The following is a 26,160-nucleotide window of genomic DNA, read 5'->3' on the forward strand; positions in this document are numbered from 1 at the left end:
GGCGGAGCCCACGACGGAGGTCCCGGGTCGCCCGGGGCCTCCGTCGTCGCGTGTCCTGCGTCACGGTCGGGAACCCGGGGCCCTCCGGCGCCGACCAGGGGGACGTGCGAGAGAAGCGGGCGGCCGCCTGGCCGTGGGTGGCGACGGCGGCACGGCTGCTGCTGGGCGGGGTGTTCGTCGTCGCCGGTGTCCTCAAGCTCCCCGACCCGGCGGCGGCCGAGCGGGCGGTGCGCGCCTACCGGCTGCTGCCCGAGGGGCTGGTCGACCCCGTCGCGTTCGGCCTGCCGGTCGTCGAGATCGCCGTCGGGCTTGCCCTGCTGGCCGGCGTCGCCGTGCGGGCGGCCGCCGTCGCCTCGGCGGTCCTGCTCGTGGTCTTCGTGGCGGCCGTGGCCTCCGCGTGGGCCCGCGGCCTGCAGATCGACTGCGGCTGCTTCGGCGACGGCGGCCAGGTGGCCGCGGCCGACACCGCCTACCCCGCCGAGCTCGCCCGCGACGGCGCGCTGCTGCTGGTGGCCCTCGCGCTGGCCCGCCGGCCGCGCTCGCGGCTGGCCCTGGGCGGCGCGCCGCTCACCGTTCCCGAGGAGGTCCCCGCCCGTGCCCGCTGACCGCGACCGCCGCGAGGTCGCCCGCCGGCGGATCGAGGAGAAGCGGGCCGCCGAGGCCGCCCGCGCCGCGGCCCTCCGCCGCCGCCGCACGCTGCTCGGTGCGGTCGTGGCCGCCGTCGTCCTCGTCGTGGCCGTCGTCGTCGTCATCGCCGTGCAGTCCGGGCGCACCGCGACCTCGGCGGACGCGCCCGTGCCCGCCGGCACGAGCGAGCAGGGGACCGCCGTCGCCGTCGGGACGGCGGGTGCCCCGGTGGTCGTCGACGTCTACGAGGACTTCCAGTGTCCGCACTGCGCGACGCTGGAGGAGCAGGTCGGCCCCACCTTGCGGCAGCTCGCCGACGCCGGGACGGTCCTGCTGCGCTACCGGCCGATGGCCTTCCTCGACGAGGCCTCCACCACCGACTACTCGACCCGTGCGCTCAACGCCGCCGGCGCCGTGCTGGACGCCGCCGGCCCCGACGCCTTCGGCACCTTCCACGACCGGCTGTTCGCCGAGCAGCCCGCCGAGGGCGGCGCGGGTCTGTCCGACGACCGGCTGGTCGACCTGGCCGCGCAGGCCGGCGCGACGGGCCCGGACGTCGCCGACGCCATCCGCGACCGGCGCTACGGCGACTGGACCGCGCGGGTCACCGACGCCGCCAGCCGCGCCGGGATCACCGGCACACCCACGGTGCTGGTCGACGGCGACCGGCTCGACCCCGGCCAGCTGACCGCCGACGGCGTGACCGCCGCGGTCCAGGCCGCGGCGGCCTGAGCCGGGCGGCGGGGGAGACTGGGGGTCATGACCACGTCGCCGCTCGCCCGCGCCCGCACCCGCTTCCCGTCCGCCGCCCTGGTCGCGGCCGGGCTCGCGGCGGGGTTCGGCATCGCGCAGGGCACCGGCGTCCGCGCGCTGGGCGGGGCGGTGTTCCTGGCCGGGGGAGCGGCCGCGGCCTGGCTGTGGGTGCAGCGCCGCGGCTGGGCCGTCGCGCTCGGCCTGGGCGGGCTCTACGTCGGCGCGTTCGTGCTGGCCCACGTCCTGGCCCTGGGCGTGGGCATGCCGGCCTGGCTCGCCGTCGGGCTCGTCACGCTGGCCGCCGCCGGCGTCACCGCCGCGGTGGCCGACCGGCCCTGACCCAAGCTGCCCGGCGGTCCGCAGGCCCGCACCCCGCGGTGCCGTCGTCGCCGCGCCGCGCGACGGGAGCGCCGGCCGGTGACGGTCCCGCCCGCGGTGAGACTGATCACGATCACCCCCGCCGACCCCTCTCGCGGGGCTCGCGGGGGACGGGGCGCGCCTGCCGGTCCACTAGCATGGGAAGGTCGCCGCGCCGGCGGCCGTTGAACCCGGTGTCTGTGGTGCCCCGAGGCCGTGAGCCCGGGGGTGCCGACTCCCGAACCCCCTGAGGTGCCTCTCCGCATGCCCACTCGCAACGACCTGCGCAACGTGGCGATCGTCGCGCACGTCGACCACGGCAAGACCACCCTGGTCGACGCCCTCCTCCGCCAGGCCGGCGCCCTGGGCCGCGCCAAGGGCGAGGGCACGGACGCCGACACCACGCAGGACCGCGTGATGGACTCGATGGACCTCGAGCGCGAGCGCGGGATCACCATCCTCGCGAAGAACACCGCGATCCGCCTGGCCGACGACGAGGGCAACCCCGTCGTGGTCAACATCGTCGACACCCCCGGGCACGCCGACTTCGGCGGTGAGGTCGAGCGCGGCCTGTCCATGGTCGACGGCGTCGTGCTGCTGGTCGACGCCTCCGAGGGGCCGCTGCCGCAGACCCGCTTCGTGCTGCGCAAGGCGCTGGGCAAGGGGATGCCGGTCATCCTCGCGGTCAACAAGACCGACCGCGCCGACGCCCGCATCGAGGAGGTCGTCGACGAGAGCTACGAGCTGTTCATGGAGCTGCTCGAGGACTCCGGCCTGGACTCCGACGCGCTCGAGTTCCCGATCGTCTACTGCAACGGCCGCACCGGTCAGGCGTCGCTCAACCGGCCGGAGAACGGCACCGTCCCCGACAGCCCGGACCTCGCGCCGCTGGTGAAGACGCTGCTGGACACGATCCCGCCGCCGTCCTACGACGCCGAGGAGCCCCTGCGGGCGCAGGTGACCAACCTCGACGCCTCGCCGTTCCTCGGCCGACTGGCGCTGCTGCGCATCCACTCCGGTGAGATGAAGCGCGGCCAGCAGGTCGCCTGGTGCCGCACCGACGGCACCATCAAGAACGTCAAGATCACCGAGCTGCTCGTCACCGAGGGCCTCACCCGCACCCCGGCCGAGAGCGCCGGCCCCGGCGACCTCGTCGCCATCGCCGGCATCGAGGACATCATGATCGGCGACACCCTCGCCGACCCGAACGACCCGCGCCCGCTGCCGCCGCTGACGGTGGACGAGCCCTCGATCTCGATCACGATCGGCATCAACACCTCGCCGATCTCGGGCAAGTCGGGCAAGAAGCTCACCGCCCGCCTCATCAAGAACCGCCTCGACCAGGAGCTGGTCGGCAACGTCTCGGTGCGCATGCTGCCCACCGAGCGCCCCGACACCTGGGAGATGCAGGGCCGCGGCGAGCTCGCCCTGGCGATCCTCGTCGAGCAGCTGCGCCGGGAGGAGTTCGAGCTCACCGTCGGCCGGCCGACCGTCGTCACCAAGGAGATCGACGGGAAGCTGCACGAGCCGGTCGAGCGGGTCACCATCGACGTCCCCGGCGACTACGTCGGCACGCTCACCCAGGCGCTGGCCACCCGTCGCGGGCGCATGGAGAACCTGGTGCACCACGACACCGGCTGGGCGCGGATGGAGTACGTCGTCCCCTCCCGCGGGCTCATCGGGTTCCGCACCGAGTTCCTCACCGAGACCCGCGGCACCGGCGTCCTCAACCACAACCTCGAGGGCTACGAGCCGTGGCTGGGCGACATGCGCGCCCGCCCGACAGGCTCCCTGGTCGCCGACCGGCAGGGCGTGGCCACCTCCTACGCGATGTTCTCGCTGCAGGAGCGCGGCTCGCTGATGGTCGCCCCCGGCACCGAGGTCTACGAGGGCATGATCGTCGGGGAGAACTCCCGCCCCGACGACATGGACGTCAACATCACCAAGGAGAAGAAGCTCACCAACATGCGGTCATCGACCGCGGAGGAGCTGGAGCGGCTGATCCCGCCGCGCATCCTGAACCTGGAGCAGGCGCTGGAGTTCTGCGCCGAGGACGAGTGCGTCGAGGTCACCCCGGCCGCCGTCCGCGTCCGGAAGGTGATCCTCGACCAGAACGAGCGCGGCAAGTCCAAGAACCGCAAGCCCAAGCCCGCCTAGTCCCCGACGCCCCCGGCCCCTCCCGGCCGTGATCACGGGGTCGTTGCCGCCGCGCCCGGTGTGTCCGGGCGTGTCCGCGGCAACGACCCCGTGCTCGTCTCGGGGAGGGGGCGCCGTCCGCGCGGCTCAGCGGGGGGCGGTGAGGATGCGGGGGCCGTCCTCGGTGACCGCGACCGTGTGCTCCACGTGCGCGGCGCGGCTGCCGTCGGCGCTGCGCAGCGTCCAGCCGTCCGCGTCCACCCGGTAGTCGTCGCTGCCGCCGGCCAGGAACCACGGCTCGATCGCGATGACCAGGCCCGCGCGCAGCCGCAGCCCGCGGCCCGGGCGGCCCTCGTTGGGCACGTGCGGCGCCTCGTGCATGGTGCGGCCCACGCCGTGGCCGCCCTGGTCGGTGTTGATGCCGCAGCCACCGGCCCGGCCGACCCGCCCGATGGCGGCCGAGATGTCGCCGACCCGGTTGCCGACCACGGCCGCGGCGATGCCCGCGGCCAGCGCCCGCTCGGTGGTGGCGACGAGCTGCAGGTCCTCGGGGCGGGGCGTGCCGATCGGGTAGGTGCGCGCCGCGTCGCCCACCCAGCCGTCGAGCGTGGCCCCGGCGTCGACGCTGAGCAGGTCGCCGTCCTCCAGTTCCACCGGCGTCGGGATCCCGTGCAGCGCCACGTCGTTGACCGACAGGCACACCACGCCCGGGAACGGCGGGGTGGTCGCCGCCGGCGCGTAGCCCAGGAACGGCGAGGTGGCCCCGGCGTCGGCCAGGACGTCGCGGGCGACGGCGTCCAGCTGGGTCAGCCGCACCCCGGGTGCGGCCAGGGCCTGGATCGCCGCGTGCATGTCGGCGACCACGGCACCGGCCGCGCGCATCGCGTCGATCTCCCCGGGGGTCCGCAGCTCGATCATCGTCCACCTTTCGGTATTGGTATCCCGGTATTACTATCACGGCCATGGTGCGACCGCCGCTGAGCCCCGAGGAGCGCGAGCGCGGCCGCCGGCTGGGGGCGCTGCTGCGGGCCGCCCGCGGTGACCGCACACCCGCCGAGGTCGCGGCGGCGTCCGGGGTGAGCCTCGAGGCGCTGCGCAAGATCGAGGCGGGCCGGGTGCCCACCCCGGCGTTCTTCACCGTCGCGGCGCTGGCCCGGGCCCTCGACGTCCCCCTCGACCGGCTCGCCGCCGACCTGGCCGACCCGGCGCCCGGGGCCGTGCTCTCCGCCTGACCGCGACCCCTCCCGGGTGATCGTGATCGGCCCGTGACGTGCCGTGATGACCGGCCGGGCGGCGGCGGCGCGCCCGCCGCGGACGCGCCCGTCGGCGCGCCGCGCCGGACCTACGTTCGTCTCGGGCCTCCCTGACCGCTCCGGTCCCGGCGGGGCGCCGCACCACTGGCACGGACGGAAGGCGGGCTGACGCTGATGAGGACTCCCCGAACGGGACTGCTGCCCGAGGCCGAGGGGCACCGGGGTGGGATCGACGTCCGGGTGAGCATGCGCAGCGACGCCGGTGACGGCGACCCGGGCTTCGACGGCGCCTGGTTCCCCCGCAGCCGTGACCTCGCCGTCGAGGTCCCCGAACTGGTGGCCGCGCTCGACCGGCGCGGCGTGCACGTCGAGCGCTTCACCTACGCCATCGACGCGTGGCTGCCCGCCCCGCGCAAGCTCGTCGTGGGTGGCCGCGTGGTGCGCACCGGCGGCTTCCGCAGCATGGAGCCCGGCGCGGTGTGCCTGACCTGGGCCGGCGGCAACAAGCGGGCCGACCTGCTCGTCGTGCCCCCGGAGACCGACGTCGTCACCGGCGCCCGGGCGCTGCGGCTGTGCACCCGCCGCGGCCTGCCCCGCTCGCCCCAGATGGTGCTGGCCGCCGCCCGGGCCACCCCGCTGCCCCAGGTGCCGGTGCTGCGCGCCGTCTGAGCCCGGCGCCCGCGGACCGCGTTGCGCCCTCGGTGAACCGGGTGGACGGCGGGGGAGGGCGGCCGCTGTCCTGAGGGGCATGCGACTGCTCGTCCTCGGCGGCACCCTGTTCCTCGGCCGGCACGTCGTCGCCGCGGCGCTCCGGCGCGGCCACGAGGTGGCCACCCTCACCCGCGGCGTGACCGGCCGGCCTCCCGCGGGCGTGCGCGCGCTGCACGGCGACCGCGACGACCCCGCGACGCTCCCCGCCGTCCTGCGGGACTGGACGCCCGAGCTCGTCGTCGACACCTCGTGCCAGACCCGCGCCGCGGCCCGCAACGCCGCCGCGGCGTGCCGCGACGGCGCGCTCGGGGACCTGCGGGGCTACGCCTTCGTCAGCAGCCTGAACGCCTACCGCCACTGGCCGCCGGGGCCGGTGCGCGGGGAGGACGAGCCGGTCTGGGACGACGGCGACGACGACGGGTACGGCCCGACCAAGGCCTTCGCCGAGCGGGAGCTCGCCGCGGTGCTCGGGGACCGTTTCCTGACCGCGCGGGCGGGCCTGGTCGCGGGCCCCTACGACACGGTGGACCGGCTGGGCTGGTGGCTGCGGCGGATGGCCCGCGGCGGGGAGGTCGTCGTCCCGGACGCCCTCGACCAGCCCATCGCCCTCGTGGACGCGCGCGACCTGGCCGGCTGGCTGGTGGCGATGGCCGAGCGGGGCGTGGGCGGCCCGGTGAACGCCACGGCACCGGCCGGCACGACCACCTACGGCGGGCTGCTCGAGACCTGCCGGGAGGTCACCGGCGGCGGTGCCCGGCTCGTGCCGGTGCCGGAGGAGGACCTGCTCGCCGCCGGGGTGGAGCCGTGGCAGGACCTGCCGTACTGGCTGCCGCGGGAGATGGCCGCCACGGCGTGGGACGTCGGCACCGGCCGCGCCCGCGAGCTGGGGCTGGCGTCCCGGCCGCTGCGCGCGACCGTCGCCGACACCTGGGCGTGGCTGCGGACGGCGGGCGAGCTGCCGCTCCCGCCGCACGGCCTCGCCCGCCCGGGTCTGGCCCCCGACCGGGAGGCGGCGCTGCTCGCGGGCCGCTGAGAGCGCGCCGCCGGGCGCCGGGACGCCGACAGCGTGCGCAGCGGTGCAGGGAACCGGGCGGTTCCTGCACCCCCGCGCACGCTGTCGGGGAGGGGTCGGGTCAGTCCTGCGGCGCGGCGGGGCGGCCCGCGGTGAGCGAGCGCTGCAGGTCGGCGACGTCGGCGGCGTCGGCCGGCGGCACCACGTGGTTCGGCTCGCGCTCCTCCGGAGCGGCCAGCCGGGCGGCCTCGGCGGCCAGGGCGTCGGCGGACTCCTGCGCCCGGTCCTTGCGGTACTGGACGAACGACCACGCGACCGCGGCGGCCCAGACGACGTACAGGACGGCGTAGACGGCGTACCGGACGCCGTCCGGGGCGTCGATCCAGTCGCTGCGCAGCAGGGTGCGGGTGTTGGTGACGATGATGATCCCGCCGACCAGGGAACCCAGCAGCCGGGGCGGCACGTGGCGCACCAGCCAGGCGGCGATCGGCGCGGCGACCATGCCGCCGATCAGCAGGGCCAGCACCCAGCCGACGTCGATGCCCTGCGAGCCGAGGGAGAAGAGGAAGCCGAGGCTGGCGGCCAGGGCCACGAGGAACTCGGACGTGTCGATCGAGCCGATCACCTTGCGCGGCTCCATGCGGCCGCTGGCGAGGATCGCCGGGGTGCCGACCGGGCCCCAGCCGCCGCCGCCGGTCGCGTCCACGAAGCCGGCGACCAGGCCCAGCGGGCCGAGGAACCGCTTGCGCATCGGCTTGCCGAGGTTGCGCCGGTCGATGCCGCGGAGGGTGAACCGGACCAGCAGGTAGACGCCCAGGCCCAGCAGGATCATCGACATGACCGGGGCGGCCACCTCGGTGGAGAGGTTCGACAGCACGGTCGCGCCCGCGAAGGCGCCGATCGCACCGGGGATGCCGATCTTCGCGACGACCCGCCAGTCGACGTTGCCGAATCGCCAGTGCGCGACCCCCGACATCAGCGTGGTGCCGATCTCGGCCAGGTGCACGGTCGCCGACGCCGCGGCCGGGTTGGTGCCGATGGCCAGCAGGAGCGTGGTCGACGTGACGCCGTAGGCCATGCCGAGGCTGCCGTCGACGAGCTGGGCGCCGAGGCCGGCGAGGGCGAGCAGGACCAGGGTCTTCATCAGGCAGGGCTCCGGGAGGGGGCCCGCGGGCGCGCGGGGGCGCGCGGCGCCGCGAGGAGGGGCGGGAGGGGGTGCGGGAGCTCAGCAGCCCGGACAGCGCGCGGTGCAGACGCGGAGCAGGTCGACGTGGATCCGCCCCACGAGGAACACCGCCGTCGCCGCCACGGGCTCAATGTCTACCAGACCGGTCGACATACGCCACCCCGGGTCCCGCAGTGTGGGAGAGGACACCGTCACCCGCGCAGGACGTCGTCGCGGACCGTCGTCCACGCCAGCAGGCCACCGAGGGCGAACAGGCCGGCGCAGGCCAGCATCGCCGTCCGGTAGGCGGTGGTGAACGCCGCCGGGTCGGCGTAGTCGTCACCGGCCAGGCCCACGGCCACCGGCAGCGCGGCGACGGCGAGCAGCTGCGCGGCGCGCGCCACGGCGTTGTTCACCCCGCTCGCGGCCCCGGTCAGCGCGTCGGGTGCGGCGGCCAGGACCGTGGCGGTCAGCGGGGCGGCGGTGGCGGCCATCCCCAGTCCCAGCAGGAGCGACCCGGGCAGGACGTCGAGCACGTAGGGCCCGCCGCCGTCGACGCCGGCCAGCAGGGCGGTGCCGGCCGCGGCGATGAGCGGACCCGCGGTCATCGGCCGGCGCGGCCCGTGCCGCGCAGCCAGGGACCCGGCGCTCGGCGACAGGAGGCTGACCAGCGCGATGGAGGGGAGCATCGCCGCACCGGCGGCGGTCGCGCCGTAGCCGAGCACCGTCTGCAGCTGCAGGACGAGGAACAGCAGGACGCCGCCCAGCGCCCCGTAGACGGCGAGGGTGGACAGGTTCGCGCCGGTGAACTGCCGGTCGGCGAACAGCCGCGGCGGCAGCAGCGGGTCGGTGGTCCGCCGCTCGTGGACCACGAACGCCGCGGCGGCCAGCAGCCCCGCCGCGCCCACCGCGAGGACCTCCCCGACCGGTGGCCGCTCCCCGGCGCGGATCAGCGCGTAGGTCACCCCACCCAGGGCCAGCACCCCCAGCAGCGCCCCCAGGACGTCGAACCGGCCGGCCGGCCCCGCCGACCGGCTCTCGGGCACGTGCCGGCCGGAGACGACCAGCACCACAACCGCCACCGGCACGTTGAGCAGGAAGACCAGCCGCCAGCTCCCGGCGTCCACCAGCGCCCCACCGAGGAAGGGCCCCACCAGCCCGGCCACCCCGCCCAGCGCCGACCACAGCCCGATCGCGCGCGCCCGGTCGCCCGGTCGCACCGACGCCTGCACCAGCGCGAGGCTGCCCGGCGTCAGCAGCGCGGCGCCGACGCCCTGGACCGCCCGCGCGGCCACCAGTTGGCCGGTGTCCTGCGCCAGGCCGCACAGCAGCGAGGCCACCGCGAACCAGGCCACGCCGACCAGGAACACCCGGCGGCGGCCGTAGCGGTCGCCCAGCGCGCCGCCGAGCAGCACCAGGGCGGCGAGGGCGAGCGTGTAGCCGGTGACGGTCCACTGCAGGCCCGCCAGCGACGCGTCGAGGTCCGCGCCGATCGCCGGCAGGGCGACGGTGACCGCGGAGGCGTCGAGGAACGCCATGCCCGACGCCAGCACGGTGGCGGCCAGCAACCAGCGGGCGCGGGCGGTGCCCAGCGCCACGGGTCCGGGGCCGCCCGCCGCCACGGGCTCCGGCACGGCGGGGCTCAGCCGACGACCAGGCCGGTCAGGAGGTAGGCCACCGCCGCCACCGCGCCCGCCGCGGGCAGGGTGACGACCCAGGCCACGACGATGCTGCGGGCCACGCCCCAGCGGACCGCGGAGAACCGGCGGGTCGCGCCGACGCCCATGATCGACGTCGTCGTGATGTGCGTGGTCGACACCGGCACGGCGAACACCGTCGCCGTCGTCACCATCACCCCGGAGGCGACGGTCTGGGCGGCGAAGCCGCCCGCGGGGGTGAGCTGGATGATCCGCCGGCCCAGCGTGCGCATGATCCGGAACCCGCCGGCGTAGGTGCCCGCGCTCAGCGCGAGGGCCGCCGCGAAGACCACCCACAGCGGCACCTCGAAGTCGTCGATCTCCCCGGCGGTGTACAGCGCCAGGGTGATGACGCCCATGGTCTTCTGCGCGTCCTGCAGGCCGTGGCCCAGCGCCATGGTCGCCGAGCTGACGATCTGCGCGTAGCGGAACCCGCGGTTGGCCCGCGAGACGTTGGCGCCGCGGAAGGTCCACAGGATCGCGAGCATGAACAGGTAGCCCAGCCCGAAGCCGACCAGCGGCGAGGCCACCATCGGGATGACGACCTTGTCGAGGATCCCCATCCACTGCACGCTGTGCGCGGCCGCGAGCGCCGCCCCGACGAGACCGCCGATGAGCGCGTGCGAGGACGACGACGGCAGCCCGAAGTACCAGGTGATCAGGTTCCAGACGATCGCACCGATCAGGGCCGCGAAGACGATCTGCAGCCCCTCGTCGCCCTCCGGGGCGTCGATGATGCCCTCGCCGACCGTCTTGGCCACCTCGGTCGACAGCAGGGCGCCGATGAGGTTCATCACCGCCGCCAGCGCCAGCGCGATGCGCGGGGTGAGGGCCTTGGTGGAGACCGCGACGGCGATCGCGTTGGCCGCGTCGTGGAAGCCGTTGGTGTAGTCGAAGGCCAGGGCCACGAGGACGATCGCGATGAGCGCGAGGAACGCGGCGTCCATCAGGTGAGGTCCATCAGGTGAGGTCCATCCCGGCCTACGACTCCTTGACCGTGATCGTCTCGACGACGTTGGCCACGTGCTCGAAGGCGTCGGCGGCCTCCTCGAGCTGGTCGGCCACCTCCTTGAGCTTGAGGATCTCCAGCGCGTCGAACTCGCCGCTGTAGAGCCGCGACAGCAGCCGGCGGTACAGCTTGTCCGCCTCGTTCTCGATGCGGTTGACCTCGATCCAGTAGTCGGAGAGGTCCTTCATCGTGCGCAGCCGCGGCATCGCCTCGGCGGTGGTCTGCGCCGCGCGCTGCAGGAGCGCGGTCTGCTGGTGCATCTCGGCCGGCAGCGTGCCCAGGCCGGTCAGGATGACCAGGTCCGCGGCCGCCTCGACGAAGTCCATGACGTCGTCGAGGTCGCTGGCCAGGTTGTAGATGTCCTCGCGGTCGAACGGCGTCACGAAGCTCGAGTTGAGCTGCCGGAAGATCGCGTGGGTGGACTGGTCGCCCACGTGCTCCAGCTCGCGCAGCCGCGCCGCGAGCTCGTCGCGGCGCGCGTGGTCGTGGATGAAGTCGCTCAGGACGTCGGTCGCGGCCACCAGGTTCTCCGCCGAGGCGGTGAACAGGGGGAAGAAGCTCGAGTCCTTGGGCGTGAGGCTGAAGGGCACGTGTCGCTCCGGTCGGCAGTGGGTTCCCGGACGGCCGCTCGCGAGGGGAGCGGTCGCACGGCCGTCGGGGAGCATAGGTGCCCGGTTTGCGCGTTGTTCACCGTGGCGTCACCCGCGCGCCGCGTCGTCCCCCCGCGCGGAGAGCGCTGTGACGAGGTCCTCACGCGCACGGGCGACGCGGGAGCGGATCGTGCCGACCGGGCAGCCGGCCACGTCGGCCGCCTCGGCGTAGGGGAGTCCGAGCAGCTGGGTGAGCACGAAGGCCTCCCGGCGCTCGGCGCTCAGCCGGGCCAGCAGGTCGCCGACGACCGCGCCCTCGGCCACCTCGTCGGCGCCGCCGCCCGCGGCGGGGTCCAGCGCCTCCAGCACGTCGTCGTCGCCGACCAGGGTCAGCCGGCGGCGCCGCCGGGCGCGCAGCGCGTCGGCGCAGACCCGGCGGGCGATGGCCAGCAGCCAGGTGCGCAGCGTCGACCGGCCGGCGAAGCGGTGCAGCGAGCCGAACGCCCGCAGGTAGGTCTCCTGCGTCAGGTCGTCGGCGCTGGACCGGTCGACCAGGGCCGCGCACAGCCGCCAGACGTCGGACTGCGTGGCGCGCACGAGGGCGGCGGTGGCGAGGGCGTCCCCCTCGACGGCCGCGGCCGCGTACCGCTCCAGCTCGTCCACTGCCCCGCTCCCGCCGTCGTCGTCCAGGTCACACAGCCGACCGGGAACCACGGGGGCTCGGGGGACGACTACACCACCATGCAGTGTCCCGCATTCCGTGAGGCGGCCTCCGCGCGGCTCGACGGTGAGTCGCCCGGCGTGCCCGCGGCCGAGCTGGACGCGCACCTGGCGGCGTGCGCCGCGTGCGCCGGCTGGGCCGCCGACGCCGCCGCGGTCACCCGCCGGGCGCGGCTGGCCCCCGCCCCGCCGGTGCCCGACCTCACGGTCGCCGTGCTGACGGCCCTGCCGCGCACCCTGCCCGGCGCCGCGGCGGCCGCCCGCACCCGGCTGGCCGACGCCGCGCTGCGGCTGGCGCTGCTGGCGGTCGGGGCGGCCCAGACCCTGCTGGCCTGGCCGGCGCTCGTCACGGGGACGGCGTCGATGAGCGCGCCGGTGCACATGGCGCACGAGACCGGCGCCTGGAACCTGGCGGCGGGCGCGGCCTTCGTCGCCGTCGCGGCCGCCCCGCGCCTGGCCCCGGGGGCGCTGCCGTTCCTGGGCACCTTCGTCGTGCTGCTCACCGCGTTCACCGCCCGCGACCTGGCCGCCGGGCACGTGCACGCCGACCGGGCGGTCGCGCACCTGCTGCTGGTGGCCGGCGTCGCGCTGCTGGCCGCCGTGGCGTGGCGGGGCCGGCGGCGCACGGCGCCGGCCGTCGCCGCGGAGCGCGTGGCCGCGTGAGCGCCCCGACCCCCGCGGCTCCGATCGCGCGCCGCCGTCCCGGAGCCGCGCTGCTCCTGCTGCTGCTCGGCTGGCTCGTCGCCGGGGTCGTGACCGCGGGGCCCGCGGCCGCGCACGCCGAGCTGGTCGGCACCGACCCGGGGGAGGGGGCGCGGCTGGCCGCGGTCCCCGACCGGGTGTCGCTGGAGTTCAGCGAGGGCGTCTCCGTCGGCGCGGGCTACCTGCGCGTCCTGGACGCCCGCGGCGAGCGCGTGGACGCCGGGTCGGTGGAGGTCGACGGCCGCACCGTCGGCGTCGCCCTGCGTGCCGGCCTGGCCGACGGCGGCTACCTGGTGACCTACCGGGTCATCTCCGCCGACTCGCACCCGATCGCGGGGTCCTGGTCGTTCGTCGTCGGCGACGGCCCCCTGGTCGACCCCTCGGTGGCCGGCGCGGCGGACGACACCGACCCGGCGGTCGCCGCGGCGCTGCCGGTGGCCCGCTGGATCGGCTTCGCGGGCCTGGCGCTGGCCGTCGGCGTGCCCGCCTTCCTCGCGCTGTGCTGGCCGGGTGGCTGGGGCTCGGTCGTGCTGCGCCGGGCCGGCACCGCCGGGCTGGGGGCCGTCGCCCTCGGCGCGGTGCTGTCCTTCCTGCTGCAGGGGCCCTACGCCGCGGCCGCCGGCCTCGGGTCGGTGGCCGACCCCGCGCTGCTGTCGGCCACCGCCCGCTCCGAGCTCGGCATCGCGCTGCTGCTGCGGGTGGCCATGACCGCCGCCCTGGCCCTGCTGCTGCGCCCGTGGCTGCGCCGGGGCGCCAGCCCGCCGCGGCGGAGCCTGGCCGTCGGCGGGGTCCTGGCCGCGGGGCTGGTCGTGACCACCGCCGCCGTCGGGCACCCGGTGGCCGGCCCCTACCCGGCGATCGCCGTGGCCGCCGCCGTCGCGCACGTCACGGCCATGGTGGTGTGGCTCGGCGGGCTGGCCGCGCTGCTGGCGGCCGTGCTGCGCGACGGCGTCCCGGCCCGGGAGATGGCCGCCGCGCTGTCCCGCTTCTCGCGGCTGGCGGCCCTGGCGGTGACCGTGCTGGTCGTCTCCGGGGTCGTGCAGGCGGTGCGCGAGGTCGGGTCGCCGGAGGCGCTGTTCTCCACCGGCTACGGCCGGGTGCTGCTGGCCAAGCTCGCCGTCGTGCTGCTCCTGCTGGCGGCCGCCGGCGTCTCCCGGGTGTGGGTGCAGCAGCGGCTGGGCGTCCGCCGCCCCCGGCCGCCCCGCCGCCGGGTCACCGCCCACGCGTTCGCCGCGCCCGGGGAGCCGGAGCCGGCGCCGGAGGTGGTGAGCGCCGCCGCGGCCCGCGAGGAGGAGCTGGCCGAGGGGGCGGGCGCCGAGCGCGGGACGCTGCGGCGGTCGGTGCTGGTGGAGCTGGGCCTGGGCGTCGTCGTGCTGGCGCTGTCGGCCGTGCTCGTCGGCAGCCCGCCCGCCCGCGCCACCGCGGCCGAACCGGTCGACGTGACCCTGCCGCTGCAGTCGGCGGGCGGCGAGGACGGCTCGGTGCAGATCTCGCTGGACCCGGCCAGCCCCGGCGCGAACACCCTGCACGTGTACCTGTTCGACGCCGAGGGCCGGCTCAGCCAGCCCGAGGACATCCGGGTCACCCTCACCGAGCCCGGCCAGGAGATCGGCCCGCTGGCCGTCGAGCTGCAGCCCGCCGGGCCGGGGCACTACGTCGGCGACGGCGTCGCGATCCCCGCCGCCGGGACGTGGACGCTCGCCGTCTCCGTGCGCCTGGACGAGTTCACCGCCACCACCGCCAGCACCGACTTCCCGGTGCGCTGAGCGCCCCGCCCGACCCGACAGGAGCACCTCCCGTGAACGCCCCGACCCGCGCCCTGCCGCGCCCGCTCGCCCGCCTGGGCGTCGTGCTGCTGGCGGCGCTGACCGCCCTCGCGGCGACGGTCGCCCTCGCCGGCTCGGCGTCGGCCCACGTCACCGTGTCCTCCGCTGATGCCGCGCCGGGCGGGTTCGGCAAGATCACCTTCCGGGTGCCGACCGAGAGCGCCACCGCGAGCACCGTGGCGCTGACGGTGCAGCTGCCGGCGGACGCGCCCCTGGCGTTCGTGAGCACCCAGCCGGTGCCCGGGTGGACGGTGACGACGACGAGCGCCCAGCTGCCCGAGCCGGTCGAGGTCGAGGGGCAGCAGGTGACCACGTACGTGTCGCGGATCGAGTGGCGGGCCGAGGCCGGGGCCGGCATCGCGCCCGGCCAGTTCCAGGAGTTCTCGCTGTCCGGTGGCCCGCTGCCCGACGCCGCCGAGCTGGTCCTGCCCGCGGTGCAGACCTACAGCGACGGCACCGAGGCGGCCTGGATCGAGCCGACCGTCGAGGGCCAGGACGAGCCCGAGCGCCCCGCGCCGGTGCTGACGCTCACCGGGGCCGGGGCCGGGGCCGGTGCACCCGCCGCCGCCCAGGACCCCGACGGGTCGGGGGACGACGCCGCCGCCGGCGGCCTGGCCCTGGGCCTGGCCGTCCTGGCGCTGCTCACCGGCATCGCGGGCGTCGTCCTGGGCCTCCGGGCGGGCCGACGTACCGTGTCCTCGTGACCGCTGCGACCCGCCGCCTGCCCGCGGCGCTCCTGGCCGCCGGCCTCCTGCTGGGCGCGTGCTCGTCGGCCGAGGCGGACTCCGACCCCGACGGCGGGGGTGCCGCGGCCTCCTCGTCGTCCGGGCACGACCACTCCGGCGGCGCGGTCGTCGAGGGCCCCGACGACCGCTACGCGGGCATCGACCTGCCCGAGCCGTACCAGCGGCCGTCGTTCACCCTCACCGACACCTCCGGCGCCGCCTACGACTTCGCCGAGCGCACCGCCGGGACGCCCACGCTGCTGTTCTTCGGCTACACCAACTGCCCCGACATCTGCCCCACGACCATGGCCGACGTCGCGCTGGCCTACCGCCGGCTGGACCCGGCCGTGGCCGAGCAGGTGCAGATGGTCTTCGTGACCACCGACCCGGCGACCGACACCGCCGAGGTCCTGCGGCAGTACCTCGACCGCTTCGACGCCGACCTGCCGGTCTCCTTCGTCGGCCTGACCGGCGACCAGGGCGCGATCGACCGGGCGCAGCTGGCGGCGGGGGTGCCGCTGGCCGAGGAGCAGGGACGGCTGCACTCCACGCAGATGAACCTGTACGGCACCGACGACCTGGCGCACGTCGCGTTCAACGGGGGCAACACCGCCGCGGACATCGCCGGGGACCTCGTCACCGTCGTGGGGGAGTAGCCCGTGCGCAGGACGGCGGCCCGCCTGCTGGTGCTGCTGGCGGGGGTCGTGGCGGTGCTGGCGGTCGCCGGACCGGCGTCGGCGCACGTCGGCGGCGACGTCGCCGGCAGCGACTTCGACGGCCGGGTCACCTCGGTCACCCCCGACCTCCCGGGGGTGACCGTGCGGGTGCTGCAGTTCGGCGACGAGCTCGAGGTCGTCAACACCACCCGCACCGACGTCGAGGTCCCCGGCTACAGCGACGAGCCCTACCTGCGGATCGGCCCGGACGGCGTCTGGCGCAACAGCCGCAGCCCGGCGACGTACCTCAACCTGGACCGCTACGGCCGCGCCGACGTCCCCGACACCGCCGACGCCGAGGCCGAGCCGGAGTGGGTGCAGGTGTCCACGCAGCCGCAGTACGTGTGGCACGACCACCGCACGCACTGGATGAGCGAGGGGCAGCTGCCGCCGCAGGTCGCCGCCGACCCCGACCGCGCCCAGGTGGTGTCGCGCTGGGTGGTGCCCATGACCCACGGGGGGACGGCGGTGGAGGTCGCCGGGGAGCTCACCTGGGCGCCGCCGCCGTCGCCGTGGGTGGTCTGGCCGGCGCACCTGGCGGTGGCCGGGCTCGCGGTGGCCGCGGGACTGCTTGCCCGGGACGCCCGCCCCCTGGGCGTCGCCATGGCCCTGGGCGGGATCGCGGCCCTGGTGCACGCGCTGACCACGCCCGCGCCGCCGGCCAGCATCGCCTCGCACGGCGGGGCGATCGCCGCTGCCCTGTTCCCCGCGCTCGCCGCGGCCCTCGTCGCCGCTCTCGGTGCGCGGGCGGCGTGGCGCGGGAAGGGCGCCATGGCCGGGCTGCTGGCGGTGGTGCTGGGCTGGCTGCTGCTGGTGCAGGGGCTGCCCGACGTCGACGTGATGTGGAGCGCCCACGTGCTGGCCGCCGGCCCGGAACCGCTGGCGCGGGCGGTCGTGGCGCTGCTGCTGGGGCTGGGCGCGGGCCTGGTGGTCGGCGGGGTGGCGGCGGTCCGTCGCTTCCGCGAGACCGCCGCCCCCCGCCCGGACCCGGTGGGCTGAGCCCACCTCCGCGGCGCGCGGCAGGTCAGGCGGTGGCCTCGACCGGACGCAGCCGGCCCCGGCCGGAGAACAGCTCGTTGGCGCGCTGCAGGTCGGCCTCGAAGTCCACCTCGACGGCGGAGAACGAGCTGATGTCCACCGGCACCACGCGCAGCCCGGCGGCGTCGATCGCGGTCTCGATGCCGCGCTCGAAGTAGTCCTGCGCGCCGCAGGCCTCCAGGTGCTCCACCAGCACCGGCTTGTCCGCCCCCGACACGTAGTTGATCCCCACGGCCTCGCCCAGGCCGCCGCGGACCGTCTTGGACAGCTCGGCGATGCAGCCGTCGGCGTCGAGGGTGTACTTGACCTCCTCGTCGGCGACGGTGGAGGTGTCGACGCAGACGAAGCTCTCGTCGGCACGGACCCGGGGCAGCGCGGCCTCCAGCACCGCCGCGTCGAACACGACGTCGCCGTTGAGCCAGAGCACGCCGCCGTCCCGGGTGGCCCGCAGCGCGCGCAGCAGGCTCTTGGACGTGTTGGTCCGCGCGTAGTCCGGGTTGTAGGTGAACCGCACGTCGGGGGCGGCCCGCATGACCCGCTTGGCCTTGAAGCCCACGACGACGGTGACGTCGACGGCCGGGCCGAACACCTCGCGCAGCGTGTCCAGCTGGCGCCGCAGGATGCTGCGGCCGTCGTGCAGCGGCGTCAGGGGCTTCGGGTGCGGGCGTCCCAGCCGGGTGCCCATCCCGGCGGCCAGGACGACCACCTGGACCGGGTCGGTCGCCGGCTCCCGGGGGGTGGCGGAGTGGGCGATGCCCCGCGGACCGGTGGCCGGTGCGGCGTCGAGAGCGCTGTCAGCGATGCGCACTGTCGTCCCCTCCTCGGGTGTCGGTGGCGCCGGCGGACACCGTGTCCGCCGGGAAGAGCAGGTCGAGGACGCGGTCGGTGGCGTGCCCGTCCTCGAGGGAGCAGAAGGTCTCGCGGAACCGCGCGTAGCGCTCCGCGCTGCGGGCCATGACGCCGTCGAGGTCGGCGAGCGCCTCGACGAGCTCGGCGCTGGTGCGCAGCAGCGGCGTGGGTGCGACCTCGGCGAGGTCGAAGTAGAAGCCCCGCAGCTCGTCGGAGAAGTACTCCAGGTCGTAGGTCAGGAACAGCAGCGGCTTCCCGGTGATCGCGAAGTCGAACATCGTCGACGAGTAGTCGGTCACCATCACGTCCGCGGCCAGGTACAGGTCGCGGATGTCGGGGTGGTCGCACACGTCGCGGACCGCCGACCCCGGGGGGACGTCCAGCCGGTCCCGGACCATGTTGTGCAGCCGCAGCAGCAGCACGTGGTCCTCGCCGAGGCGCGCGGTGAAGTCGTCGAGGTCGACGGCGAACTCGAAGTCCCGCGGCCCGGTCCGCTCGAACACCAGGTCGTCGCGCCACGTGGGCGTGTAGAGGACGGCGGTCTGGTCCTCGCGCAGCCCGAGCTCGGCGCGCACCCGGGCGCGCACCGCGTCGCGCTCGGGGCTGCTGAGCAGGTCGTTGCGCGGGTAGCCGGTCTCGTGCACCGGGCGGTCGAAGCCGAAGGCGCGCCGGAAGCGGGGCGTGCTCGCGGGGTTCGGCGACAGCAGCAGGTCCCACCGGGCGATGTCGTGCTCCAGGTAGGCCAGCCGCCCCTCCGGCGCCCACAGGACGTCGTTGTGGATCCGCTTGAGCGGCGTGCCGTGCCAGGTCTGCAGGTAGGTGCTTCCCGGCCGCTTCTCCCAGTCCAGCGGGATGTGGTCGTTGGAGACGACCAGGTCGGCCCGCTCCAGCGCGGCGATGGACTCCGGGCTGCCGAACTCGACGGTGCGCACGCCGGCGGGGAAGCCGGCCTGCGTGTGCGGCGCGGACAGCCACGTGTGGGTGGCGTCGACCCCGCGGCGCAGCAGTTCCTCGTACAGCGCGCGGGGGCTGTCGGAGAAGTGCCCGCGGAAGGCGACGTAGACGATGTCGGTGGTGGTCACCGGGTTCCTCCCGTGGTGGATCCGCCGCGGCGCCGCAGCACCGGCAGCAGCAGGTCGGCCAGCTCCCGCCAGGAGCCGACGACGGTCAGCGCGCCGGCCTCGCGGAGGGCGGCGGCGCGCTCGGCCCGCTCGGCGGGGGCGACGAAGAGCAGGTTGCCGACCGTGGGGCAGCCGGCGCGGACGGCCGACAGCGTCCCGGCGACCGAGTCCTCCACGGCCAGGCCGGTCTCCGGCGCGATGCCCAGCTGCTCGCAGGCGTGCAGGTAGACGGCGGGGTCGGGCTTGCTGGTCGGCACCGGCAGCGAGTCCTCCGCGCTGTAGCGGACGGCGGCCGGCAGCACGCCGTCCAGGCCGGTGGCGCGGAAGCAGGCGTCGAGCCGGGTCAGCGCGCTGGAGCTCACCACCGCCGGCAGCAGGTGACCGGCCAGCTCGGTGACCGCCGCCGTGGTCTCCTCGTGCGGCCGGAGCACCTCGCCGAGGTACGCGGTGACGGCGCGCTTCTCCTCGGCCACCCACGGCTCGACGTCGGCCTCGGGCCGGCCGGCCTCGGCGGCCAGCCGCCGCGACGTCGTCCGGAAGTTCATCCCGGTCGTGGCCAGCCGCAGCTCCTCGGCGGTGAACCGCTGCGGGGAACCGATCTCGGCGAGGAAGCGGTTGGTGACCTCGGCGGAGGCCACGAACGCCGGCTCCTCGCTGGGGAACAGGTTGCCGTCGGCGTCGCACAGCAGGGCCCGCAGCCCGGCGACGACGTCGTCGGGCAGGGCGGAGTCCGGGCCGGCTCCGGCCGGCGAGGGGGGAGCGTTCACCGGGTCGGCCCCGGCGCGCGGGTGAGGGCGGCGGCGACGGTGGCGCGGACGCCGTCGCGGGTCAGGTCGGTCAACAGGGCCTCCAGGTCCTGGGCGAACCCCGGGTGCCCGCCCAGGTCCCCGAAGACCGGGCGGACCGCGAGGACGGGGCGCGGGTCGGTGCCGCCGGCGCGGGCGAGGTCGCGCAGCCGCGGGCCGAGCGGGTCCTCGACCGGCTCGTGCTGCTGCAGGTACCGGATCCAGCCGGCCACGGCGAGGGTGAGCAGCGGCGCCCGCCCGCCCCGCTCCAGCGTCTCCGCCAGGGACGGCAGCAGGTGGTGGGCGACCTTGGTCGAGCCGCGCCGGCACAGCCGGTGCAGCCGGTCGGCGATCGCGGGGTTGGCGAAGCGCTGCACCAGCAGGGCCTTGTACTCGGTCAGGTCGACCCCGGCCGGCTGCGGCAGCAGCGGGGTCACCTCGGCGTCCATCAGCCGGGTGACGTAGGCGGCGAAGAGCTCCTCGCCCATCAGCGCGTCGATCCGGTCGTGCCCGGCGAGCGTGCCCAGGTACCCCAGGGCCGAGTGGCCGGCGTTGAGCAGCCGGGTCTTCATCAGCTCGTAGGGGGCGACGTCGGGGACGAACCGGACGCCGACGGCGTCCAGGGGCGGCCGGCCGTTGCAGAAGTCGTCCTCGATGAACCACTGGGAGAACGGCTCGGTGATGACCGGCCAGCGGTCGTCGACGCCGTAGCGGCGGGCCACCGCGGCGCGCTCGTCGTCGGTGGTCTGCGGGGTGATCCGGTCGACCATGCTGCTGGGGAAGGCCACCCGGTCGGTGATCCAGCGGGCGAGGACCTCGTCGCGCCGGCGGGCCAGCCCCACGACGGCGGCCCGGGTGGCGTCGCCGTTGCGGTGCATGTTGTCGCAGGAGACGACGGTGAACGGCGCGGTGCCGGCACGCCGGCGGCGGTCCAGGGCCTCGACGATGTAGCCGAAGGCGGTGCACGGCCGGGCCGGGTCGGCCAGGTCGCGCTGCAGGTCGGCGCAGGCGAGGTCGAGCTCGCCGGTGTGCGGGTCCAGCGGGTAGCCCGCGCCGGTGATGGTCATGGTGACCATCCGCGTGCGCGGGTCGGTGAGCCGGTCGAGCACGGCCGCGGGGGCGTCGGGGGCGAAGAGGTAGTCGGTCATCACCCCGACGACGCGGGCGCGCTCCCCGTCGGGGCTGCGCTCGACGACGGTGTAGAGGTGGTCCTGCGGGGCCAGCGCCTCCTGCATGCTGCGGCCCCGCAGCCCGACGCCGACGACGCCCCAGCCGCCGGAGATCCGCAGCTGCGCGAGGTCGTCGAAGTAGAGCAGCTGGTGCGCGCGGTGGAAGCCGCCGACGCTGAAGTGGACGACGGCCGGGGTCAGCGCGGACCGGTCGTAGGTCGGCACGGTGAGGTGCTCACCGTGCAGGAGCAGGGTCTTGTCCGAGAGTGGGCGGACGGGGGCGACGGCCGGCGCGGCGGTGCGGGCGACCTGACCGGCGCCGGCCGGGAGGTCGAGGGAGCGTTCCGGCGTCGTCATGCGGCATCCGTTCCTTCACTCTCGTCGGTGCGATGACCTCCAGTCGGGTCCACCGTGGGCGGCCCCGCGACGGGCGTCGTGCTCCGGGGCGCGACTGACCAGCGGGAACGCTGATCATCGGTTCACGGCGGAGCCGCTGTCCACTCCGGGGCGGGGAGGGCTCCTCGTGCGCCCGGCCGGACGGCGGCCCGACGTCGCGACCGTCGGACCGGCGCGTCGGTTCCACGCCGGGAGGGCGTCCATGCCCGTCCCGGTGACCGTCAAACTCCCAGGTGGTCCGGACGGTTCCGTTCGGGGTGCGGTCGTGACCGGACCGATACGGGTGGGGCGTGCGGGACGTCACACGCGGCGTGTCGGGACGTACACGCCGTCGAGGGGGTCACGGATCGGTCACGCAGTGTTTGCATACGCGGGCCAGCGATCCGGCCCGACCCGGGCTCTTCCCCCCACGGAGCAGGCAGGTACATGCGCAGCACCTCCCCCGCGGACGTCGTCCCCCCCAGCGACGCGTCCGGCCCGCAGACCGGCTCGCACCGCGCCGCGACCGGCCGCCGGCGGGGGCTGCGCGACCGCAGGCCCCCGGCCCTGCTCGGGGCGCTGGTCGCCGGCGGGGTGGTCGCCGCGCTGCTGGGCCTGCAGTCGCCGCCGGAGGCGTCGGCCGCGTCGACGAGCGTCCTGGGGGCGCAGCAGGAGCTGGGGATCGTGGACGCCGAGGCGGAGGTCATGCCGATGGCCTCCATCACCGAGGCCGAGGCCCAGGCCCGGCTGCAGGAGGTCACGGCCACGCGCGCGGCGCGGGCCGAGGAGGCGGCGCGGGCCGAGGAGGCCGCGCGCGAGGCCGCCCGACCCAAGGCCGTGCTCCCGGTGGCCGGGGCGCGCTACACCAGCTGCTTCTGCGCCCGCTGGGGCACCTTCCACTACGGCATCGACCTGGCCGCGCCGATGCGCACACCCGAGTACGCCGCCGCGGACGGTGTCGTGCTGCGGGCCGGCGCGGCCAGCGGGTTCGGCCTCGCGGTCTACGTCCTGCACGACAACGGCGACGTCACCGTCTACGGGCACATGGACGAGATCCTGGTCGAGGTCGGCGACTACGTGGACGCGGGCGACACCATCGCGCTGCTGGGCAACCGCGGCCAGTCCACCGGCCCGCACCTGCACTTCGAGGTGCACCGGGGCGGCATGGACGGCGAGCGGATCGACCCGGTCGGGTGGCTGGCCGAGCGGGGCGTGCAGGTCGGCTGACCCGGCGCCTGCTGGGATGGCCGGGTGGGCAGCGCCGTCGAGGACCAGAACCGGCGGATGCTGCGCGCCCGGGACGCGATGGACCGCGCCTACGCCGAGCCGCTCGACGTCCCCACGCTGGCCGCGATCGCGCACGTGTCGCCGGCGCACTTCATCCGCACGTTCCGGGCGACCTTCGGCGAGACGCCGCACCGCTACCTGCAGCGGCGGCGGGTGGAGCGGGCGATGTTCCTGCTCCGCACGACCGACCGGAGCGTGACCGACGTCTGCATGGCGGTGGGGTTCAGCAGCCTCGGCACGTTCAGCCGGGTCTTCCGCGACGTCGTGGGGGAGTCGCCCAGCGCCCACCGCCGGCGCGGGCCGCTCCCGGCGGCGCCGTCGTGCTTCGGGATGGCCTGGCTGCGACCGAGCAGTTTCGGAGAAGCGCCGGGGGAGCGGGGTTCCCTACCGTCGTCCCCATGCTGACCGGGATCACCATCACCCAGATCTACGTCCCCGACCAGGACGCCGCCCTCGACTTCTACGTCGGCAAGCTCGGCTTCGAGGTCCACACCGACCAGAGCTTCGGCCCGATGCGCTTCCTCACCGTCGCCCTGCCGGCGCAGGACGGCCGCCCCGCCCAGCAGGTGCTGCTGGAGCGGCCGGGGCCGCCGTCGATGAGCGAGGAGACCGCGGCGGAGGTGCGGCAGGCGATCAGCAAGGGCGTGGCCGGCGGCCACCTGTTCCTCGCCTGCGACGACGCCTACCGCACGCACGCCGAGCTGAAGGCGAAGGGCGTGGAGATCACCGAGGAGCCCGTCGACCAGCCCTACGGCATCGACTTCGGCCTGCGCGACCCGTTCGGCAACCACATCCGTATCGCCCAGCTGAAGCAGGGCTGACCCCCCGCCGCGCCCACCCCCCTCCGCCGGGTCCACCGACGGGGGATGTACAGTTCTCCACGGCTCGGGGGTACTCGACCGGGGCCGGAACGGGGCTGTGGCGCAGCTGGTAGCGCACCACACTGGCAGTGTGGGGGTCAGGGGTTCGAGTCCCCTCAGCTCCACCCGTTCGACCAGGCCGTCCTCCCTCCGGAGGGCGGCCTGAGTCGTCTCCGGTTGCAGTTGTGGTTGCAGTCTTGCCCACCCTCACCCGGCAGCAGCAGGGTTCTCATCCGGTCGGCCGCCTCGCGGACCAGGGCCGGCCTGACGTGGCTGTAGCCGTCCATAGTGGTGCGCATCTGACTGTGGCCGAGCAGCTCCATGACCACCCGCGGGTGCACGTTCTCGCTGAGCAGCAGGGTGGCGGCGGTGTGCCGGCCGTCGTGCAGCCGGACGTGGCGGACGCCGGCGGCCTGGAGCAGGCGGGTCCAGTCGTCGTGGTCGGTCTTCTTGTCGATCGGCCGGCCGTTGGGCTGGGCGAACACCAGGTCCTCGTCGTGCCACTCGGAGCCGGCCAGCATCTGCTGGCCGAGCTGCGCGGCCTTGTGGCGGTGCAGCTCGGCGACCAGGGGCATCGGTAGGGCCAACGTGCGCTGGCTGCGCTTGCTCTTGGGCACCTCGTAGATCAGGCCACCGCCGCGGACCCGGTGGATGCTGCGCACCCACAGGTCGTCGCGGCGGCCCGTCGCTCAGGACCGTGCACGTCCGCTAGGGCCGGGTTTGAACGGGCCTTCGGGGTCGCCCGCTCGGCTTGCTGTCGCCGTTGTCGCTCCCGCTCCCGCCTCCGGGCTCGGTACTCGGGGCGGCCGCTGGTTCTCATGCCGCGAAGGCTCCGGACGAGTCTCCAGAAACCCGTCACCACGAGTCTCGGAGGCCCAGGTGCATGAGGTGTGAAGGCCCGTGATCTTGTCTTCTCCAGCAGGCCGTTTGAGAGTCGCCGGCGCGAAGTCGGGGCCGGCTGGGCGAAGAGAGTCGGCGTCCAGCCTTGGTCACGAGAAGCCCGGCATCTGAACGCGCAGCTGCGGGTGAGCTCAGCGGCCCGCGAGAGTCGGGTTGCCCTACAGGTCGGGGAGCCTTGCGGGACAAGCTCGCTCGCCGCGACACCATTGCTCGCAGCGCCCAACCAAGAGCTCGCTTGTCGGTGCCCCAACCTATGTTGAGGACATGAGCCCGGACGAGGGAAAGCACGTCTTCGTTTCGTATGTGCGCGAGGACAACAGCGAGGTCGACAAGCTGTGCGCGGTTCTGGAGGCTGCGAGGATCCCGTACTGGAGGGACCGCACGTCCCTCGGTCCGGGCGACGCCTGGAAGGCGAAGATCCGCGAGGCCATACGGGGCGGCTCGTTGGTCTTCTTGGCCTGCTTCTCGGACAACTCGCGTGCGAAGGACAAATCGCACATGAATGAAGAACTGACGACTGCGGTCGAGGAGTACCGCAAGATGCCGCCAGGGCGCACATGGCTCATCCCAGTCCGCTTCGACTCGGGCAACGTTCCAGAATGGGACCTCGGCGCAGGACGAACCCTGAACGACCTCAACTACGCCGACTTGTTCGGCGACGCCTACGCAGCCCAGGCAGCATCACTGGTAACGACGATCCACGGTGTGATGGGCGATAAGCAACTCGGTCCAGCGGCAGCCTTGGAAGCCGTTGAACAGGCGACAGCCGCTGACCGCGCCAACCTGTTGAAGCGTCTGACCAAGGAGATGCTGGTCGACCCTGCGCGTCGTATCGAGCTGGACGACCTGGTGTCGCAGGAAATCCAGCGCATCTTGAAGGTAATCAGCGACCCCGAGAGGGTGGCCGGGCCCTTCGGCGGGACCAGTGACGAGCAGGTGGTGCGGCTCGCTACCGAGGCGCAGGAGCTGTTCCAACTGACCGAGCCCTTCTGCGCCTCGCTCCAGGTCGCGGCGCGCTGGGGGTCTCCAGACGCGCTGGCGCCTTGGGCAAGCGGGATTCGTCGTTCGTGCAGGCGGCCAGCAAGACTCAAGCCGGCGTCCAAGGCCTGCTCGCGCTTCGGCACCTTCCAGGCATGGTATCGGTGATGACCGCGGGGCTGGCCTGTGTGGCGAGTCGGCGCTGGGGAAACCTCAAGGCAGCGGTGGTTGACAGCACTATCCGCGACCGATACGAGGGCAAGCCTCTCGCCTTGTTGGAGGCAACAGACCCGTACAAGCCGTTCGACCACGGAGATTGGACGACCAACACGCTCGCGCGTGCTGCGCAGTCCGGCAAGTCGCTCGGCGAGGCCCTGGAGGAACTCACCCAGAAGCGGGCGGGGAAGTTCCATACCCCGGTTGCGGAGTGGCTCTTCACCATGCTGCGGCCTGTCTTCAAGGATCAGCTGCCGGACGACGACGCCTATGGCGCCGAGTTCGACCGGGCCGAGGTTGTGCTGGGCGTGCTCGCCCAGGACGCCGTCAATGTGCGCATTGCCGCTTCGCCTGACGGGGGCTGGGGCGGGCGCTCTCACTGGTTCGGTAGGTCGACCTGGCGAGCGGCCCACTACCACGGCAACCCGGTGGACGACCTGCAGCACGAGCTAGCCACAGAGGGAGCGACGTGGGGACCTTTGCGGGGTGAGCTCTTCGGTGGCGAGGTCGACCGGGCCAAGGCGGCGCTGGACAGCTACGCGGAGACCTTTGCGAAAATCGCCAGCCAGCGCTTCTAGGGTCG

28 protein-coding genes and 1 tRNA gene are annotated in these 26,160 nt (G+C 75.1%); 18 read left to right on the forward strand and 11 right to left on the reverse strand.

Features of this window, described 5'->3' with window-relative positions; translation table 11 throughout:
• Positions 1-104: 104 nt before the first annotated feature.
• The 4 genes from ACI781_RS00885 (at position 105) to typA (ending at position 3,894) form a co-directional block, all read left to right on the forward strand.
• Positions 105-605: a MauE/DoxX family redox-associated membrane protein gene (locus ACI781_RS00885; RefSeq protein WP_456564180.1), complete on the forward strand. Its 501-nt coding sequence runs from the start codon at positions 105-107 to the stop codon at positions 603-605.
• Positions 595-1,359, forward strand: coding sequence for a DsbA family protein (locus tag ACI781_RS00890; RefSeq protein ID WP_456564181.1), 765 nt, complete (start codon positions 595-597; stop codon positions 1,357-1,359). Before ACI781_RS00885 ends, ACI781_RS00890 begins: the two co-directional genes overlap by 11 nt.
• A gap of 27 nt (positions 1,360-1,386) precedes the next feature.
• Positions 1,387-1,719 carry a hypothetical protein gene (locus ACI781_RS00895; RefSeq protein WP_456564182.1) on the forward strand — a complete coding sequence of 111 codons (333 nt, stop codon included), beginning with the start codon at positions 1,387-1,389 and terminating at the stop codon, positions 1,717-1,719.
• 282 nt (positions 1,720-2,001) lie between these two features.
• Positions 2,002-3,894 carry a translational GTPase TypA gene (typA, locus tag ACI781_RS00900; protein ID WP_456564183.1) on the forward strand — a complete coding sequence of 631 codons (1,893 nt, stop codon included), beginning with the start codon at positions 2,002-2,004 and terminating at the stop codon, positions 3,892-3,894.
• Between the two features lie 126 nt (positions 3,895-4,020).
• On the opposite strand, the gene map is transcribed toward typA, so the two are convergent.
• On the reverse strand, positions 4,021-4,791 hold the full coding sequence (map, locus tag ACI781_RS00905) for a type I methionyl aminopeptidase (protein ID WP_456564184.1): 771 nt from the start codon (positions 4,789-4,791) through the stop codon (positions 4,021-4,023).
• Positions 4,792-4,835: 44 nt separating this feature from the next.
• On the opposite strand from map, the gene ACI781_RS00910 reads away from it, so the two are divergent.
• From ACI781_RS00910 to ACI781_RS00920, 3 genes are all read left to right on the forward strand, one after another.
• Positions 4,836-5,105, forward strand: a complete 270-nt coding sequence (locus ACI781_RS00910; protein ID WP_456564185.1) for a helix-turn-helix domain-containing protein — start codon at positions 4,836-4,838, stop codon at positions 5,103-5,105.
• Between the two features lie 195 nt (positions 5,106-5,300).
• A complete protein-coding gene (locus ACI781_RS00915) occupies positions 5,301-5,795 on the forward strand; it encodes a DUF5994 family protein (RefSeq protein WP_456564186.1) in 495 nt (164 codons plus the stop codon).
• 79 nt (positions 5,796-5,874) lie between these two features.
• Positions 5,875-6,870 carry an NAD-dependent epimerase/dehydratase family protein gene (locus ACI781_RS00920; RefSeq protein ID WP_456564187.1) on the forward strand — a complete coding sequence of 332 codons (996 nt, stop codon included), beginning with the start codon at positions 5,875-5,877 and terminating at the stop codon, positions 6,868-6,870.
• Positions 6,871-6,970: 100 nt separating this feature from the next.
• On the opposite strand, the gene ACI781_RS00925 is transcribed toward ACI781_RS00920, so the two are convergent.
• From ACI781_RS00925 to ACI781_RS00945, 5 genes are all read right to left on the reverse strand, one after another.
• Complete coding sequence (locus ACI781_RS00925) at positions 6,971-7,993, reverse strand: sulfite exporter TauE/SafE family protein (protein ID WP_456564188.1); 1,023 nt, start codon at positions 7,991-7,993, stop codon at positions 6,971-6,973.
• 233 nt (positions 7,994-8,226) lie between these two features.
• Complete coding sequence (locus ACI781_RS00930) at positions 8,227-9,648, reverse strand: MFS transporter (protein WP_456564189.1); 1,422 nt, start codon at positions 9,646-9,648, stop codon at positions 8,227-8,229.
• Between the two features lie 8 nt (positions 9,649-9,656).
• Positions 9,657-10,658, reverse strand: a complete 1,002-nt coding sequence (locus ACI781_RS00935) for an anion permease (RefSeq protein ID WP_456564190.1) — start codon at positions 10,656-10,658, stop codon at positions 9,657-9,659.
• A 34-nt stretch (positions 10,659-10,692) separates the two neighbouring features.
• A complete protein-coding gene (locus ACI781_RS00940) occupies positions 10,693-11,310 on the reverse strand; it encodes a DUF47 domain-containing protein (RefSeq protein ID WP_456564191.1) in 618 nt (205 codons plus the stop codon).
• Between the two features lie 108 nt (positions 11,311-11,418).
• Positions 11,419-11,973 carry a sigma-70 family RNA polymerase sigma factor gene (locus ACI781_RS00945; protein WP_456564192.1) on the reverse strand — a complete coding sequence of 185 codons (555 nt, stop codon included), beginning with the start codon at positions 11,971-11,973 and terminating at the stop codon, positions 11,419-11,421.
• A 78-nt stretch (positions 11,974-12,051) separates the two neighbouring features.
• Between ACI781_RS00945 and ACI781_RS00950 the strand changes: the two genes are divergently transcribed.
• From ACI781_RS00950 to ACI781_RS00970, 5 genes are read left to right on the forward strand one after another with little or no spacing between them, the layout of a single operon-like run.
• Positions 12,052-12,693 (forward strand): zf-HC2 domain-containing protein, encoded by a 642-nt coding sequence (locus ACI781_RS00950; RefSeq protein WP_456564193.1) that lies wholly within the window; start codon positions 12,052-12,054, stop codon positions 12,691-12,693.
• Positions 12,690-14,498: a copper resistance CopC/CopD family protein gene (locus ACI781_RS00955; RefSeq protein WP_456564194.1), complete on the forward strand. Its 1,809-nt coding sequence runs from the start codon at positions 12,690-12,692 to the stop codon at positions 14,496-14,498. The genes ACI781_RS00950 and ACI781_RS00955 overlap by 4 nt, the downstream gene beginning before the upstream one ends.
• A gap of 32 nt (positions 14,499-14,530) precedes the next feature.
• Positions 14,531-15,262, forward strand: a complete 732-nt coding sequence (locus ACI781_RS00960; protein WP_456564195.1) for a YcnI family copper-binding membrane protein — start codon at positions 14,531-14,533, stop codon at positions 15,260-15,262.
• Complete coding sequence (locus ACI781_RS00965; RefSeq protein WP_456564196.1) at positions 15,259-15,939, forward strand: SCO family protein; 681 nt, start codon at positions 15,259-15,261, stop codon at positions 15,937-15,939. Before ACI781_RS00960 ends, ACI781_RS00965 begins: the two co-directional genes overlap by 4 nt.
• A 3-nt stretch (positions 15,940-15,942) precedes the next feature.
• The gene (locus tag ACI781_RS00970) at positions 15,943-16,998 is read left to right on the forward strand and encodes a hypothetical protein (RefSeq protein ID WP_456564197.1); all 1,056 of its coding nucleotides are present in this window, start codon (positions 15,943-15,945) and stop codon (positions 16,996-16,998) included.
• A 25-nt stretch (positions 16,999-17,023) separates the two neighbouring features.
• On the opposite strand, the gene ACI781_RS00975 is transcribed toward ACI781_RS00970, so the two are convergent.
• From ACI781_RS00975 to ACI781_RS00990, 4 genes are read right to left on the reverse strand one after another with little or no spacing between them, the layout of a single operon-like run.
• Positions 17,024-17,845, reverse strand: coding sequence for a phosphocholine cytidylyltransferase family protein (locus ACI781_RS00975; RefSeq protein WP_456564198.1), 822 nt, complete (start codon positions 17,843-17,845; stop codon positions 17,024-17,026).
• The gene (locus ACI781_RS00980; protein ID WP_456564199.1) at positions 17,832-18,968 is read right to left on the reverse strand and encodes a CDP-glycerol glycerophosphotransferase family protein; all 1,137 of its coding nucleotides are present in this window, start codon (positions 18,966-18,968) and stop codon (positions 17,832-17,834) included. Before ACI781_RS00980 ends, ACI781_RS00975 begins: the two co-directional genes overlap by 14 nt.
• Positions 18,965-19,774, reverse strand: a complete 810-nt coding sequence (locus ACI781_RS00985; RefSeq protein WP_456564200.1) for an HAD family hydrolase — start codon at positions 19,772-19,774, stop codon at positions 18,965-18,967. Before ACI781_RS00985 ends, ACI781_RS00980 begins: the two co-directional genes overlap by 4 nt.
• Positions 19,771-21,318 carry a mannitol dehydrogenase family protein gene (locus ACI781_RS00990; protein WP_456564201.1) on the reverse strand — a complete coding sequence of 516 codons (1,548 nt, stop codon included), beginning with the start codon at positions 21,316-21,318 and terminating at the stop codon, positions 19,771-19,773. Before ACI781_RS00990 ends, ACI781_RS00985 begins: the two co-directional genes overlap by 4 nt.
• A 465-nt stretch (positions 21,319-21,783) precedes the next feature.
• Here ACI781_RS00990 and ACI781_RS00995 point away from each other — a divergent pair, with 465 nt between their 5' ends.
• From ACI781_RS00995 to ACI781_RS01010, 4 genes are all read left to right on the forward strand, one after another.
• Complete coding sequence (locus tag ACI781_RS00995; protein WP_456564202.1) at positions 21,784-22,563, forward strand: M23 family metallopeptidase; 780 nt, start codon at positions 21,784-21,786, stop codon at positions 22,561-22,563.
• A 24-nt stretch (positions 22,564-22,587) separates the two neighbouring features.
• Positions 22,588-23,028, forward strand: coding sequence for a helix-turn-helix domain-containing protein (locus ACI781_RS01000; RefSeq protein WP_456564203.1), 441 nt, complete (start codon positions 22,588-22,590; stop codon positions 23,026-23,028).
• Positions 23,022-23,444 (forward strand): VOC family protein, encoded by a 423-nt coding sequence (locus ACI781_RS01005; RefSeq protein WP_456564204.1) that lies wholly within the window; start codon positions 23,022-23,024, stop codon positions 23,442-23,444. Before ACI781_RS01000 ends, ACI781_RS01005 begins: the two co-directional genes overlap by 7 nt.
• A gap of 91 nt (positions 23,445-23,535) precedes the next feature.
• A tRNA-Ala gene (locus ACI781_RS01010) sits at positions 23,536-23,608 on the forward strand.
• Here ACI781_RS01010 and ACI781_RS01015 read toward each other — a convergent pair.
• A complete protein-coding gene (locus ACI781_RS01015) occupies positions 23,600-24,145 on the reverse strand; it encodes a site-specific integrase (protein ID WP_456564205.1) in 546 nt (181 codons plus the stop codon). The genes ACI781_RS01010 and ACI781_RS01015 overlap by 9 nt on opposite strands.
• A 502-nt stretch (positions 24,146-24,647) precedes the next feature.
• On the opposite strand from ACI781_RS01015, the gene ACI781_RS01020 reads away from it, so the two are divergent.
• Both ACI781_RS01020 and ACI781_RS01025 read left to right on the forward strand, forming a co-directional pair.
• Positions 24,648-25,529, forward strand: coding sequence for a toll/interleukin-1 receptor domain-containing protein (locus ACI781_RS01020; protein WP_456564206.1), 882 nt, complete (start codon positions 24,648-24,650; stop codon positions 25,527-25,529).
• A complete protein-coding gene (locus ACI781_RS01025) occupies positions 25,517-26,155 on the forward strand; it encodes a hypothetical protein (protein ID WP_456564207.1) in 639 nt (212 codons plus the stop codon). The genes ACI781_RS01020 and ACI781_RS01025 overlap by 13 nt, the downstream gene beginning before the upstream one ends.
• Positions 26,156-26,160 lie beyond the last annotated feature (5 nt).

The organism is Blastococcus sp. SYSU D00695 (genome assembly GCF_054050555.1).

Bases quoted from the DNA above. Each gene is read 5' to 3' on its own strand.
- typA (WP_456564183.1), top strand. From the start codon at position 2,002: ATGCCCACTCGCAACGACCTGCGCAACGTGGCGATCGTCGCGCACGTC.
- ACI781_RS00920 (WP_456564187.1), top strand. From the start codon at position 5,875: ATGCGACTGCTCGTCCTCGGCGGCACCCTGTTCCTCGGCCGGCACGTC.
- ACI781_RS00935 (WP_456564190.1), bottom strand. From the start codon at position 10,658: ATGGACGCCGCGTTCCTCGCGCTCATCGCGATCGTCCTCGTGGCCCTG.
- ACI781_RS00915 (WP_456564186.1), top strand. From the start codon at position 5,301: ATGAGGACTCCCCGAACGGGACTGCTGCCCGAGGCCGAGGGGCACCGG.
- ACI781_RS01025 (WP_456564207.1), top strand. From the start codon at position 25,517: ATGGTATCGGTGATGACCGCGGGGCTGGCCTGTGTGGCGAGTCGGCGC.
- ACI781_RS01020 (WP_456564206.1), top strand. From the start codon at position 24,648: ATGAGCCCGGACGAGGGAAAGCACGTCTTCGTTTCGTATGTGCGCGAG.
- ACI781_RS01005 (WP_456564204.1), top strand. From the start codon at position 23,022: ATGCTGACCGGGATCACCATCACCCAGATCTACGTCCCCGACCAGGAC.
- ACI781_RS00990 (WP_456564201.1), bottom strand. From the start codon at position 21,318: ATGACGACGCCGGAACGCTCCCTCGACCTCCCGGCCGGCGCCGGTCAG.
- ACI781_RS00925 (WP_456564188.1), bottom strand. From the start codon at position 7,993: ATGAAGACCCTGGTCCTGCTCGCCCTCGCCGGCCTCGGCGCCCAGCTC.
- ACI781_RS00995 (WP_456564202.1), top strand. From the start codon at position 21,784: ATGCGCAGCACCTCCCCCGCGGACGTCGTCCCCCCCAGCGACGCGTCC.
- ACI781_RS00910 (WP_456564185.1), top strand. From the start codon at position 4,836: ATGGTGCGACCGCCGCTGAGCCCCGAGGAGCGCGAGCGCGGCCGCCGG.
- map (WP_456564184.1), bottom strand. From the start codon at position 4,791: ATGATCGAGCTGCGGACCCCCGGGGAGATCGACGCGATGCGCGCGGCC.
- ACI781_RS00950 (WP_456564193.1), top strand. From the start codon at position 12,052: ATGCAGTGTCCCGCATTCCGTGAGGCGGCCTCCGCGCGGCTCGACGGT.
- ACI781_RS00895 (WP_456564182.1), top strand. From the start codon at position 1,387: ATGACCACGTCGCCGCTCGCCCGCGCCCGCACCCGCTTCCCGTCCGCC.